Source organism: Rhodococcus sp. PvP016 (genome assembly GCF_017832185.1).
Classification (GTDB): Bacteria; Actinomycetota; Actinomycetes; order Mycobacteriales; family Mycobacteriaceae; genus Rhodococcoides.
The window spans coordinates 2,559,168-2,572,261 of record NZ_JAFIBH010000001.1; the positions used below are offsets into that span (position 1 = coordinate 2,559,168).

The 13,094-nt window shown below is 68.7% G+C and carries 11 protein-coding genes; 4 read left to right on the top strand and 7 right to left on the bottom strand.

All coding sequences use genetic code 11. The annotated features are described in order from the left end of the window. Positions 1-14 precede the first annotated feature (14 nt). The 3 genes from JOE30_RS12065 to JOE30_RS12075 are packed head-to-tail and all read left to right on the top strand — an operon-like array spanning position 15 to position 1,174. Positions 15-392, top strand: a complete 378-nt coding sequence (locus JOE30_RS12065; RefSeq protein WP_204866913.1) for a VOC family protein — start codon at positions 15-17, stop codon at positions 390-392. Between the two features lie 54 nt (positions 393-446). Next, the gene (locus JOE30_RS12070; RefSeq protein ID WP_027503772.1) at positions 447-737 is read left to right on the top strand and encodes a putative quinol monooxygenase; all 291 of its coding nucleotides are present in this window, start codon (positions 447-449) and stop codon (positions 735-737) included. Next, a complete protein-coding gene (locus JOE30_RS12075) occupies positions 734-1,174 on the top strand; it encodes a 6,7-dimethyl-8-ribityllumazine synthase (protein WP_204866914.1) in 441 nt (146 codons plus the stop codon). Before JOE30_RS12070 ends, JOE30_RS12075 begins: the two co-directional genes overlap by 4 nt. Before the next feature lie 8 nt (positions 1,175-1,182). Here JOE30_RS12075 and sigJ read toward each other — a convergent pair whose 3' ends face one another. From sigJ to JOE30_RS12110, 7 genes are all read right to left on the bottom strand, one after another. Further along, positions 1,183-2,064, bottom strand: a complete 882-nt coding sequence (sigJ, locus tag JOE30_RS12080; RefSeq protein WP_204866915.1) for an RNA polymerase sigma factor SigJ — start codon at positions 2,062-2,064, stop codon at positions 1,183-1,185. Beyond that, the gene (locus tag JOE30_RS12085) at positions 2,061-2,816 is read right to left on the bottom strand and encodes an SDR family oxidoreductase (RefSeq protein WP_204866916.1); all 756 of its coding nucleotides are present in this window, start codon (positions 2,814-2,816) and stop codon (positions 2,061-2,063) included. The genes sigJ and JOE30_RS12085 overlap by 4 nt, the downstream gene beginning before the upstream one ends. 78 nt (positions 2,817-2,894) lie before the next feature. After that, positions 2,895-4,901 (bottom strand): SDR family oxidoreductase, encoded by a 2,007-nt coding sequence (locus tag JOE30_RS12090; protein WP_204866918.1) that lies wholly within the window; start codon positions 4,899-4,901, stop codon positions 2,895-2,897. Between the two features lie 36 nt (positions 4,902-4,937). Beyond that, positions 4,938-7,052 (bottom strand): MMPL family transporter, encoded by a 2,115-nt coding sequence (locus JOE30_RS12095; RefSeq protein WP_204866919.1) that lies wholly within the window; start codon positions 7,050-7,052, stop codon positions 4,938-4,940. A gap of 132 nt (positions 7,053-7,184) precedes the next feature. Continuing rightward, the gene (surE, locus tag JOE30_RS12100) at positions 7,185-7,991 is read right to left on the bottom strand and encodes a 5'/3'-nucleotidase SurE (RefSeq protein ID WP_204866920.1); all 807 of its coding nucleotides are present in this window, start codon (positions 7,989-7,991) and stop codon (positions 7,185-7,187) included. A 29-nt stretch (positions 7,992-8,020) separates the two neighbouring features. Then, on the bottom strand, positions 8,021-8,962 hold the full coding sequence (locus tag JOE30_RS12105) for a 1-phosphofructokinase family hexose kinase (protein ID WP_204866921.1): 942 nt from the start codon (positions 8,960-8,962) through the stop codon (positions 8,021-8,023). Positions 8,963-9,019: 57 nt separating this feature from the next. Then, positions 9,020-9,550: a hypothetical protein gene (locus JOE30_RS12110; protein WP_204866922.1), complete on the bottom strand. Its 531-nt coding sequence runs from the start codon at positions 9,548-9,550 to the stop codon at positions 9,020-9,022. 211 nt (positions 9,551-9,761) lie between these two features. On the opposite strand from JOE30_RS12110, the gene JOE30_RS12115 reads away from it, so the two are divergent. Beyond that, positions 9,762-13,073 (top strand): error-prone DNA polymerase, encoded by a 3,312-nt coding sequence (locus tag JOE30_RS12115; RefSeq protein WP_204866923.1) that lies wholly within the window; start codon positions 9,762-9,764, stop codon positions 13,071-13,073. The last annotated feature ends 21 nt before the right edge of the window (positions 13,074-13,094 follow it).

Sequence of the window (13,094 nt, forward strand, 5' to 3'; positions counted from 1 at the left end):
GGGAGGCTGGGGTCATGACGACGACGCGACTGGCGATGATGACTCTGGACTGTGCCGAGGTTCCTCCTGTGGCCGAGTTCTGGGCGGCGTTCCTCGGTCTGACCCAGACGATGGGCGACGGCGAGAACTACGCCATGCTCTCTGCCGCGAACGGAGGCCCGGCGCTGGGCTTCGGCCGCGTGGACGGCTATCGGCCACCCGCCTGGCCGAACCCCGACGGGAGCAAGCAGTTCCACTTCGACGTAGCGGTCGAGGACATCCCGGCCGCCGAGGCCCGCGCGATCGAGCTGGGGGCAACGCTCGCCCAACCACAGCCGGGTGAGACGTGGCGCGTTCTCCTCGATCCGGCCGGCCATCCGTTCTGTCTGACGGATGCCGCCAACTGGGGCTGACCACACGCGTGGTGAACTGGGATCGACAACGATCCCCGACCGAACGGACGTCCCGTGGCCATCACCGCTCTGCTCGAACTGCGTCTCGATCCCGCCCGGCTCGAGGAGTCGCACCGCATCATCGACGAGACCCTCGTCGCCACCCGCGCGTTCGAGGGATGCCTCGGTGTCGAGGTGACGGCGGACGTGAAGGATCCGGCGCACGTCGTCATCGTCGAGAGCTGGGCCAGCGTCGAGGCCGACGCCGCCTACCGCGCGTTCCGGGCGACGCCCGAGGGCCGCAGCGAACTCGGCTCGATCGTCACCGCGGCGCCGGTGCTGACCGTGCTTGCGCCCGTTCGATGACGACGGACGCGACTCCCTCGGTGGCCTTCGTCCAGGCGACCTGGCATCGCGAACTGGTGGACCGGGTGCGCCAGGGTTTCGTGCGCGAGTTCGGGCGCGACGTGGACACGTTCGAGGTGCCCGGCGCGTTCGAGATCCCTTTGCACGCCAAGCGACTCGCGCTCACCGGCCGGTACTCGGCCGTCGTCGCGGCGGCACTCGTGGTCGACGGCGGGATCTACCGCCACGACTTCGTCGAGACCGCTGTCATCGACGGTCTGATGCGCGTGCAGCTCGACACCGACGTGCCCGTGTTCTCGGTCGTCCTCACCCCGCACCACTTCCACGAGCACGCCGATCACACGAACTTCTTCGCGGAGCACCTCGAGAAGAAGGGCGTCGAGGCCGCGAGCGCGGTGGTGCGCACGCTCGCGTCCCTCGACTCGATCGGCCGCTAGCTGTCGGGTCAGCCCTGCCAGACCGAGGGGTCGACCAGCGCGAGTTTGTCCGGTGAGCGGATCATGTCGATCCTGGTCACCCGGCCGGTCGGAGCCACCTCGAACGACACGACTCCGGCCAGGACACCGCCCACGATCAGAGCGAGGCCCGTCCTGCCGTTCACTCGGCAGGGACACAGCCGCAGCGTGTCGCCGACCTTGGTCGCGATACCGAGGAGGAATCTCGCGACGTGGTCGGCACCGATCACGGGACGCCGCGCCGCCGAGACGATTCCGCCGCCGTCGCTGACCAGCACCACGTTCGGATCGAGTGTCGTCAGCAGGTCGGCGAGCGCTCCCGTACCGGCGGCACGGGTGAAGTCACGCACGGCACCGGCGTGCAGTTCGGGCGACACCGCAAAACGTGGAGCCCCCTCCGTCACGTGCCGCCGTGCGCGAGACGCGAGCTGCCGCACGGCGTTCGGAGTGCGGCCCACGATGCGCGCGATCTCGTCGAACGGGACGTCGAACACGTCGTGCAGGACCCATGTCGTGCGTTCGGCCGGGGACAGCGTCTCGAGCACCACCATGAGCGCGAAGCGCACGCTCTCGTCGAGCGTCACCCGGTCCGGCGGCGAGTCGGCCGGACCGACCAACGGCTCGGGCAACCACGGTCCCACGTACGTCTCTCGTCGCACGCGGGCCGACCGCAGCACGTCCAGTGCGGCGCGGGAGACAGCGACCACCGCCCACGCCTCGACGTCGAGAACGGGTGACGTCGCATCGGCCGCGACCAGTTTCGGCCAGCAGTCGGACACGACGTCCTCGGCGTCGGCGTGGGAACCGAGCACCGCGTAGGCGATGCGGACCAGCCGTGGGCGGACGCGGACGAAGTCGTCGGTGACACTCACCGGGTCGAGGCACCCACGCGCGCGAGCCACTGGTCGAACGTCTCGTCGCCGTGCGCCGCGTCCGGACCGGGTAGGAGCCCACCGTTCGCCATGCCGCGACCCCCGGCGCCCGGCAGCCGCAGGGGGAGGACGAGTCGCTTCGATCCACGCGCGCGCAGCAGCCTGCGCGCCAGATCGGGTTGGTACTCCGGGCGCGGACCGGCGTACTCCACGACGGAGGTGAGCGGTGTCCCCACCGCCAGGTCGACGATGTGGGCGGCGACCTCGGCGGTGCTGACCGGCTGACTCCGCATCGTCGGGACCATTGCGACCGGACCCGGAGTCATCGCGAGAGCCTGGCCGGTGAACTCGTGGAACTGCGTCGCACGCAGGATCGTCCACGGCAGCGTCGACTCGCGTACGAGCTTCTCCTGCAGACGTTTACCGGCGTAGTAGCCGTAATCGACACGATCGCACCCCACGATGGACAACGCCACGTGGTGACGGATTCCCGTGCGCTCCCCGGCGGCGAGCAACGTCGACGTGACGGCGCCGAAGAACTCCTCGGACGCGCGCGCCGACATCGTCGTGACGTTCGCGGCGTCGATTACCGCGTCGACGTCCGTCAGTGCCCGGTCGAGCTCCGGCGTCGGCCGCGTGAGATCGATACCGGCCGATCTCGCGAGCACCACGGGAGTGTGTCCTCGGGCCCGCACCTGCTCCACCACGTGCCGCCCCGCTGCGCCCGTTCCGCCTGCCACTGCGATCCGCATGGCGTCATCCTTCCCTCGTGCGAGTCCTCGGTGGAACCCGTTCGAGAGTAGGACGAGGGAGAGCGAGCATCTGTGACATCACCAGTGCGCGCCGGGAACCCATCGTCCGGCCCGCCGCACGACCCGGGGCATCCGGAACTCGCGTCGGTTCTTCCTCGGTGCGCGGGGACCGGACGACCACGAGCTGGTGTCGGTGATTCCCTTGGCGGCGGCACTGTCCGGATACGCCTTGTAGTACGACGCCAGTACGCGGTCCTTCGAGCGAGGCATCAGCAGGTTGCCCCACTCGGCGGCGGTCCCGGTGGGAACGTCGATGCGTTTCGGCTTCTCGATCAGTGCCCGCATCACCATCGCGGCGGCCTTCTCCGGCGTCTCGACCTTGTTGACGTTCTTGTTGCCGGTCGGGGCGATCATCGGGGTGTCGACCAGCGGCATGTGCACGGTGGTGAACGAGACGCCGTCCGCCAGAGTCTCCGACGCGGCGACCGAGGTGAAGGCGTCCAGCGCCGACTTGCTCGCCACGTATGCGGCGAAGCGCGGCGGATGGCTCTGCACCGAGGCGCTGCTGATGTTGACGATGTGGCCGTACTTCCGCTCGCGCATGTGGGGGAGCAGAGCGAGGATCAGGCGGAGCGCACCGAAGTAGTTGACGGCCATGGTCCGCTCGAAGTCGTGCAGACGGTCGGTCGAGAGCGTGAGCGAGCGCCGGATCGATCGGCCCGCGTTGTTGACGAGCATGTCGACGTGGTGGTGGTCGCGCAGGATCGCGGGCACGGTCTCGGCGACGGACGCGTCGTCGGTGATGTCGCAGACGTAGCCGTGGGCGTCGCCGCCGGTCGCCCGGATCTCCTCGACCACCGCCGTCAACTTCTCCTCGTCGCGGGCGACGAGGATGACCCGAGCCCCCTTGCGCGCCGCCGCGAAGGCCGAGGCCTTGCCGATACCCGAGGAACCGCCGGTGATGACGACGTGTCGGTCGACCAGCGGACCGGCCGGATCGTCGCGTCGCGCCCGGTACGGGTCGAGATGCGCACGCCAGTACGACCACAGTGCGGGGGCGTACGTGCGGAACTCCGGTACCCGGCTCCTGTTCTCGCCCATCGCTTCGTCCAGTGCAGCACGGGTGAGGGTCGAGTCGAACCGGGTGGGCAGCGTGAGGTGCTCGGCCATGACGGGCGGGATGTCGTAGTTCTCGAACACCGCGTCGCGGGCGGCCACGACATGACGATTGGTCGAGCGGAGCAGCGGCGTGACGACGGAGCCGGGAATGCTCCCCACGGCGCGGGGTGCGCCGGCCGCGTCGGCGAGAGCGGAGTAGATCTCCCGCATCGGTTGCGGACGCGGGTTGACGAGGTGGAACACGCGGCCGTCGAGATCCGGGGCGTGCAGGAGGGCGACCAGCGCGTCGGCGACGTGGTCGACCGGGACGATGTTGGTCGCGCCGAGTGCGGGCACCGTCATCGGAAGTGCCGAGGGCAACTCGGCGAGCAGGGAGATGAGCCGGAAGAGGTAGTACGGGCCGTCGATCTTGTCGATCTCCCCGGTGGTCGAATCGCCGACCACCGCTGCCGGTCGGTAGACCCGCCAGGTGAGGCCCGGAGTCGCGCGGACCAGCTTCTCCGCCTCGAACTTGGTGCGGTGGTACGGCGTCGGGAAGTTCTGACCGAGGTCGAAGTCGTTCTCGGTGAACACCCCTCGATGGTCTCCGGCCACCGCGATGGACGACACATGGTGCATCGTCGCCCCGAGCAGGACGGCGAGCGCGGCCACCGCCGCGGTGCCCTGCACGTTGGTCGCCTGCTGTTCGTCGCCTGCCGTGAGGTCGTAGACGGCGCCGAGATGCACCACGTGGCCGACGTCGGGCAGGGCCGACGCGTCGATACCGAGACCGGGTTCCTCGAGGTCGCCGACCAGCGGGCTGATCCGCTCGCCGCCTGCCGCCCCGTCCGCGAAGGCTCGCAGACGGTCGACCGAGCCCGGGCGCACGAGCACGTGCACCGTCGCACTCGCGTCCCGCTCCAGGATTCTCCGCACGACCGCCCGGCCGAGGAATCCCGTGCCGCCGGTGACCACGTAGTCGCTCATGGCGGGCACCTTACCGCGCAGTAAGAACGGGCGGTGTCAGTGACCGATACCCACCTTCGCGTGGACTTTCCGCATCCAGGCCGGTGCCCACCAGTTGGCCTCGCCCATGAGCTTGACCAGCGACGGAACCAGCAGCATACGGATGATCGTGGCGTCGATGATCAACGCCAGAATCATGCCGACACCCAGGAATCGCATGATGGACAGTCCTGACATCGAGAACGCCCCCGTCACGATGATCAGGATCAACGCCGCCGCGGTCACGATGCGGCCGGTCCGCTGGGCGCCGATCAGCACCGCCTCCTCCGTGGTGGCGCCGGCGGTGCGCGCCTCCACCATGCGGGACATCAGGAACACCTCGTAGTCGGTGGACAGGCCGAACACGACAGCGAGGATGAGAACCACGAAGGTCGCCTCCAGCGGTGCCGGTGTGACGCCGAGCAGGCCCGCCCCGTGGCCCTCCTGGAAGATGAACGTCAGAGCTCCGAACGTCGCCGCCATGCTCAGTCCCGCCATCGCGACTGCCTTGATCGGCAGCACCACGGAGCCGAACGCCAGGAACAGCAGGATCAGCGTCGACACCACCATGATGGTGAGCATCACCGGCAGCCAGTTCACGATGGCGTTGTTGCCGTCGAGGACCAGGGCCGCCGCTCCGCCCACCGTCAGGTCGGTTCCGTCGGGTGCCGGGATCGCGCGGAGTTGCTGCACCACATCCTGTTGCGCTTCCTGGGACACGTCCGACGAGAACGTCGCGTTGATGACCACGAAGTCGCCGCTGGCCGTGCCGAACTGGACGTTCGCGATACCGCTCACCGCGCGAGCAGCCGTCGTGACCGCGTTGATGGCGGGGCCGTCCGGCCGCGCCGACTCTCCGTCCAACACAATGGTGGCGCTGTCACCGGTGCTGCTGAAGTCCGAGGACAGGGTCTCGAACGCGATACGCGCGGGATCGTCGGCGGGGAGCGCGGTGTAGGACACCTCGCCCAACTGAGCCTTGACCAGCGGTGCGGCGACGACCAGCAGGCCGACGATGATGAGGGTGGCGACGGTGATGGGGCGCTTCATCACCTTCGTGACAACGCCGCCCCAGAACTTGTGTGCGCGTGCATCTCCGCGATCCGAGGCGGTCCTCGACCAGGTGATGGCATTGATGCGGTGACCCAGCATGGCGAGGACGGCCGGCACAGCCGTCAACGACAGCAGAGCCGCACATCCGACAGCCGCCATCGCACCGAAGCCGAGGGATCTGATGATGGCCTGCGGGAAGACGAGCATCCCCGCGAAGGCGCAGATGAGCAGCAGACCGGAGAAGACGATGGTGCGCCCGGCGGTCAGCATTGTGCGTCGTGCGGCCTCGTGGGACGTGGCTCCGCCCCTGAGTTCCTCGCGGAACCTGCTGACGATGAAGAGTCCGTAGTCGATGGCGAGGCCGAGACCCAGCAGGCTGGCGACGTTGACGGCGAACGAACTGATCTCGGTGAACGTGGTGAAGAGGCGCAGGACGGTCAGCGCGCCGGCCACCGAGAGCGCCCCCACGATCACCGGGACGGCGGCGGCCACGACGCCGCCGAAGATGATGACCAGAAGAATCAGCGTGATCGGGATCGCGATGATCTCGGCGCGGACCAGATCTTCCTGGAGCTGGGTGTTGAAGGAGACCCCCGCGACGGAGGCGCCCGCGAACTGCGTGTCGATGCCGGCGACTTCGAGCTTCGGCAGCAACTCCGAGAACGACGCGACGGTGATGCCGCTGGCGTCGCCGAGGGTGACGGTCGCGAGTCCCTTCGTGCCGTCCTTGCTCTCCAGGAACGGCTTCTGCACCGGTCCGGCCGTCCAGTAGGAGGTGATGTCGTTCGGACCCACCTCCGCCCGGAACGCGTCGAGCACCGGCGTGACGTCCGCCCCGATGTCGTCGAGCGTGCGGCCGTCGGGCGCGGAGTAGATGACGATGATGTCCGGTGCGGCGGTTCCCAGGCCCTGGATCTGTCGGGCGACCTGCACGGCCTCGCTGCCGGGATCCTCGTATCCGCCCTGGCTGAGGCTGCCGAAGACCCCGAGTCCCCACGTGGCACCTGCCAGAACGATGACGATCGCGGCGGTCAGGACCCACCGTGCCCGCGACACCACGAACGAAGCCCAGCGAGTCACAGAAAATCCCCATCTCGGTCAGGTCGAGCATCGACGGTCGTCTGTGACTGTAGTGAACTGTCATGGGGAAGCTCTGAGAGCGGGCGCGGGAGTGACGGTCGCCTCCTCCTCACTTGGACACGACGGACGCGATCACTCCAACCCGGCCAGGTCGACGTCCACCCTCGACGGGGGTCGCAGTGCAGTGGTCGTCGCCCATCCGCGGGCGACGAGGCCGGCGTCGCTGTCATCGTCGTCCCGCGCGTGGATGGCGTCGAAGCGGACGGTGACGAACTCGTCGTCGGTGTCGCCGATCTCCGCCTGGACGGCGCCGAAGGCAGCGAGGTCGGCCGGGCGGATGCCGCGGAGCTCCGATGGCGCGACCGGGGGGATGTTGACGTTGAGAACCCAGTCCGCTGCACCGTGGTCGACGAACCAGTCGAGTGCGCGCCGGGCCACGAGGTGGGCGGTGTCCCAGCTCGGAGCGCCCGAGGCGACCTCACGGTCGATCTGGTCGTGGATGTCGCCAGGCGCGGCGAGAGACGCCGTGTCGAGGCCGGCGAGGGACAGGGCCATCGACGGAACCCCGTGGGTGGACGCGGTGAGGGCCGCCCCCACGGTGCCGGAGTGCAGGACGGCGGAGCCGGTGTTCGGACCGTGATTGATGCCGGACAGCAGGATGTCCGGCCGCGGACCGAATGCTCCGCGCGTCGCGACGAACGCGATCATGGCGGGCGAGGCCTGTACGGCGAACGCGTCGACGTCCAGGTCGGCGACCGACGCGCGGGAGACCACGAGCTGGTCGCGGTTCTGGAGCGCCGACAGCGACGCACTCGCACCGCTGCGCTCCTCGTGCGGCGCCGCCACCACGACGTCGTGACCGGCCTCGACGGCGACCCGAGCGAGCACGGCGATCCCGTGACTGTCGATTCCGTCGTCGTTCGTGATGAGCACGCGCACGTGTGCCTCCTGCGAGTGGGTACAGCCGGTCAGGACGAGAAGGGGCGTACCTCGACCGTCGCCATCACGGTCTCGACGAGCCCCAGCTGTCCTGTACCCAGTCCGCGGCGGGTCACGTTGGCGGTGCCGGCGGCGCCGCCGAGGGCGAGTGCCTCCTCGATGGACATGCCGCGGGCGAGTCCGGTGGCGATGCCGGCGCTCATGGAGTCGCCCGCACCATGGTGGTCCGTCTGTTCCAGGTCGGGAGTGACCACCTCGAGCACCGTGCCGTCGACGAGGGCGAGCGCCGGGTCCGCCGCGCGGGAGAGAACCACGATGTCGGCACCCTCGTCGTGCAGGGCGCGCATCGCGTCGATGAGGACGTCCGGGTCGTCCGACTCCGCGCGCCCGTCCTCGATGAGGTCTTCGTGGCTCATCTTGAGCACCGTGAGCCCGCCCTGCAGAGCCGCCGTCGCGGTCGGTCCGGACAGATCCGCGACGACGGGCTTCGACAGCGATCGCAGATCGGTCGTGAGCCGCCGGTAGAAGTCCGCGGGCACCACCGACCCGGTGTGCGGGCCCCCCAGCAGCACGATGTCGGACGAGGCTCCGGACTCGAGGGTGATCCCGTAGAGGTCGTCGAGCGCGTGCCGGGCGAGGTGCGGGGGATCGATCGTCGCCACCTCGGTGCGGTCGCCGTCCCGCCGGTCGTGAATGTAGGACCCGGACTCGTGGCCGACGTCCACCGCACGCACGGTGATTCCCTCGCGGTGGATCAGATCCCGCAGCACGCCGCCGCTCTCGCCGCCGAACGCGCCGGTCAGCGTCACGTCCATGCCGAGGTTGGTGGCCATGCGGGCGATCCAGTGGCCTTGGCCGCCGGCGTGCACGTGGAGTTCGGTGTCGCCGTTCGGCGCTGCGTCCAGGGTGATGGTCAGCAGCGGGGACGGCGCGAATACTGTGGCGGTGGGCGCATGTTCGGCAGTCGACATCGCCGTGATGTGCCCGATTCGTCCCTTCCTCAAACCCGACGTCGAACGGTTGACAGGTCAGCTTCCGAAGGCCTCCGCAAGGTCGTCGAGCGACGGGAAAGCCGGTTCCGGTGCTGCCCCGGGCACCGTGATCACCGTCGACGCCTGCTGGACCGTGTAGACGGTCCAGGGCAACACCGTGGCCATGTACTCAGCGAAGCCGGGGTAGTCGGACACCCACATCGCCTCGGTTGCGTCGCCGTCCTGGAGGGCGCAGGTGGCCAGCACGACGTATGAGCCGGGAGGTACGTCGGACACCGTCTGGGTCGACGTGCCGGGTTCGATGTCGCCGCCGTCGTAGAGGGTCTGGCCGGGTCCGAGAACGTCTTCCAGCGGCGGCAGAACACCGTCAGGTGCGGGTGCCAACGACGTGGCACAGCTGAGGGTGTCGTCGGCAGCAGAGGTGATGGTGTCGGTGACGGACGTGCCGTCGACAGCGAACGCGTAGGTGACGTCGGTGGGTTCCGCCGCGGCAGCGAGACCGGGAGTGGCGAGGGCCAGGGGAATCGCTGCTGCAGTGCCGAGAAGGGTTCGGGTGAGTTTTCGCACGGCATGTCCTCTTCGTCGTCGATGGTCGCTTCCAGGGGAAGTGTGCAACGGAAGCGGACCATTCGGCACCTTGCGTACCGGGTGTCCCCGTGGGGGTGTGGTTCCGGGCGAGACCACGGTTTCCGTCGACTTGCCGCCGGAGTGGAGGTGGTGGTCCAATGGGAACATACGTTCGAACACAAGTTCTCCAGCAAGCGGACGAGGGTGCGTCATGGGATGGAACGACGGACCGCCCACGTGGACCGAGATGGAGCGGTTGCTCTCGGGCAAGCCTCGTGTCATCGATCCGCTGGCGATGGGTGACGGCGGTGACAGTCCGGCCTGGTCGCGCAAGCGTGATCCCTACGAGGGTGCGGTGGTGCGGCCGCGCGACACCGTTCCCTACGCGGAACTGCACGCCCACTCGTCCTTCAGCTTTCTCGACGGCGCCTCCCAGCCCGAGGAGATGGTCGAGGAGGCCGTACGGCTGGGTCTGGACGCCATCGCGCTGACCGATCACGACGGCATGTACGGCGTCGTGCGGTTCGCGGAGGCGGCACGCGAGTTGGAGATGAAGACCGTCTTCGGGTCCGAGTTGTCGCTCGGTGATCCAGGAATGCCGACCGAATCACGCACCGGCGCAGCCGATCCGGACGGAACGCATCTGTTGGTGCTGGCGCGCGGACAGGAGGGGTACCGGCGCCTGTCCCGCCAGATCGCCGCCGCGCATCTGGCCGGTGGGGAGAAGGGTCGCCCGCGATACGACATCGATTCGCTGGCCGAGGCGGCCGGGGGGCACTGGCAGATCCTGACGGGGTGCCGCAAGGGCAGCGTGCGTCGCGCGCTGAGCGAGGGTGGTCCCGCAGCTGCCGAGCAGGCGCTGCGCGACCTGGTGGAGCGGTTCGGCGCAGACCGTGTGACGGTGGAACTGACGCGGCAGGGCGTCGCCGAGGACGACGATCGCAACGACACCCTGGCGGACATCGCCGCGGGCCTCTCGCTCCCGGTCATCGCGACGACGTCGGCACACTTCGCGCGGCCGAGTCGGCGCCGGCTCGCGATGGCCATGGCCGCGGTCCGTGCGCGGCGCAGTCTCGACGATGCATCCGGGTGGCTCCCGCCGCTCGGCGGAACCCATCTGCGCTCCGGGTCCGAGATGGCGGCGATGTTCTCCGCCTATCCCACCGCCGTGTCCCACGCCGCGGTGCTGGGGGAGGAGTGCGCGTTCGACCTACACCTCATCGCGCCGCAGCTGCCGCCGTTCGACGTGCCGGAGGGCCATACCGAGATCACGTGGCTCCACGAGTTGACGATGCGCGGTGCCGAGCGACGCTACGGTCGGCGCGAGGACGAACCTGCGGCCTACGCCCAGATCGACCGAGAACTCGCCGTCATCACCGAACTCGACTTCCCCGGGTACTTCCTGGTGGTCCACGACATCGTCGACTTCTGCAAGAGGGCCGACATCCTGTGTCAGGGAAGAGGATCCGCGGCCAACTCTGCGGTGTGCTACGCCATCGGCATCACCAACGTCGATCCGGTGCGCAACGGTCTGCTGTTCGAGCGGTTCCTGTCCGTCGAGCGCGACGGCCCACCCGACATCGACGTGGACATCGAGTCCGACCGTCGTGAAGAGGCCATCCAGCACGTCTACGCCAAGTACGGCCGCGACTACGCGGCGCAGGTGGCCAACGTCATCACCTACCGCGGGAAGTCGTCGGTACGCGACATGGCGAAGGCGCTCGGGGCGTCGCAGGGTCAGCAGGACGCGTGGAGCAAGCAGATCACCCGCTGGTCGGGGGTGCCGGGGCGAGACCTGTCCGCCGAGGCCCGCGAGACCACCATCCCGCTCCCGGTGCTCGAACTCGCCGCGCAGATCGAGAACTTCCCGCGGCATCTCGGCATCCACTCCGGCGGCATGGTGATCTGCGATCGGCCGATCGCCGACGTGTGCCCCGTCGAGTGGGCGCGCATGGAGAACCGCACCGTGCTGCAGTGGGACAAGGACGACTGTGCCGCAGTGGGTCTGGTGAAGTTCGACATGCTCGGGCTCGGCATGCTCTCGGCGCTGCACTACATGATCGATCTGGTGAAGGAGCACAAGGGACTGCACGTCGATCTCGCCGAACTCGACCTCGGCGAGGCCGCGGTCTACGAGATGCTGCAGCGCGCCGATTCCGTCGGTGTCTTCCAGGTGGAGTCGCGTGCTCAGATGGCGACGCTCCCGCGACTCAAACCGCGGGAGTTCTACGACCTGGTCGTCGAGGTCGCCCTCATCAGACCCGGACCCATCCAGGGACATTCGGTGCACCCGTACGTCCGGCGCCGCAACGGACTCGAGCCCGTCACCTTCGATCACCCGTCGCTCGAGCGGGCACTCGAGCGCACTCTCGGCGTACCGCTGTTCCAGGAGCAGCTGATGCAGATGGCCGTCGACGTCGCGGGGTTCTCGGCCACCGAGGCGGACCAACTGCGTCGGGCCATGGGGTCCAAACGCAGTCCGGAGAAGATGGACCGCATGCGTCAGCGTTTCTACGACGGGATGCGCGACCTGCACGGCATCACCGGCGACAAGGCGGACCGCATCTTCGACAAGCTCTATGCCTTCGCCAATTTCGGCTTCCCCGAGAGTCATTCGCAAAGTTTCGCGTCGCTGGTCTTCTACTCGTCGTGGTTCAAGCTGCACCATCCCGCCGCGTTCTGCGCCGGTCTGCTCCGCGCGCAACCCATGGGTTTCTACTCGCCGCAGTCACTGGTGGCCGACGCCCGGCGGCACGGCGTACTCGTGCACGGTCCCGACGTGTGCGCCAGCCTTGCCCACGCCACCGTCGAGAACGACGGCCTCGAGGTGCGCCTCGGGTTGTCCGACGTCCGATCCATCGGCACCGCACTGGCCGAGCGGATCGTGGCGGAGCGGGTGTCCGGCGGACAGTTCACCTCGTTGCTCGATCTCACCGGTCGCGTCGAACTCAGCGTGACGCAGGCCGAGTCTCTCGCCACCGCAGGCGCTCTCGCGTGTTTCGGTGTGACACGCCGAGAGGCGCTGTGGGCCGCCGGGGCCGCGGCGGCCGAGCGTCCCGATCGGTTGCCCGCTCTGGGTGCGTCGACGCGCGCGCCGTCGCTCCCGGGGATGAGTGCGTGGGAGTTGGCGGCAGCGGACATCTGGGCCACCGGCGTCTCACCCGACAGCTATCCCACCCAGTTCCTGCGCGAGCGGCTCGACGAGATGGACGTGGTCCCTGCCGACCGCCTACTGTCGGTGGCCGACGGAGATCGGGTGCTCGTGGCCGGGGCGGTCACCCACCGTCAGCGTCCCGCCACCGCGGCTGGTGTCACGTTCATCAATCTCGAGGACGAGACCGGGATGATCAACGTGGTGTGTTCGGTGGGACTGTGGCAGAAGTACCGCTCGGCGGCGCAGTTGTCGCAGGCTCTGTTCATCCGCGGCATCGTCCAGAACGCCGAGGGGGTGGTGACGCTGGTGGCCGACAAACTCGAGACCCTCGACCTCCGCGTCCTCCTGCGTTCGCGAGACTTCCGCTGATCCTGCGGTCTGTCCCGACCG

Excerpts from the sequence above, each read along its gene's own strand:
- JOE30_RS12065 (WP_204866913.1), top strand. The coding sequence starts at position 15 with ATGACGACGACGCGACTGGCGATGATGACTCTGGACTGTGCCGAGGTT.
- JOE30_RS12075 (WP_204866914.1), top strand. The coding sequence starts at position 734 with ATGACGACGGACGCGACTCCCTCGGTGGCCTTCGTCCAGGCGACCTGG.
- JOE30_RS12085 (WP_204866916.1), bottom strand. The coding sequence starts at position 2,816 with ATGCGGATCGCAGTGGCAGGCGGAACGGGCGCAGCGGGGCGGCACGTG.
- JOE30_RS12090 (WP_204866918.1), bottom strand. The coding sequence starts at position 4,901 with ATGAGCGACTACGTGGTCACCGGCGGCACGGGATTCCTCGGCCGGGCG.
- JOE30_RS12105 (WP_204866921.1), bottom strand. The coding sequence starts at position 8,962 with ATGTCGACTGCCGAACATGCGCCCACCGCCACAGTATTCGCGCCGTCC.
- JOE30_RS12115 (WP_204866923.1), top strand. The coding sequence starts at position 9,762 with ATGGGATGGAACGACGGACCGCCCACGTGGACCGAGATGGAGCGGTTG.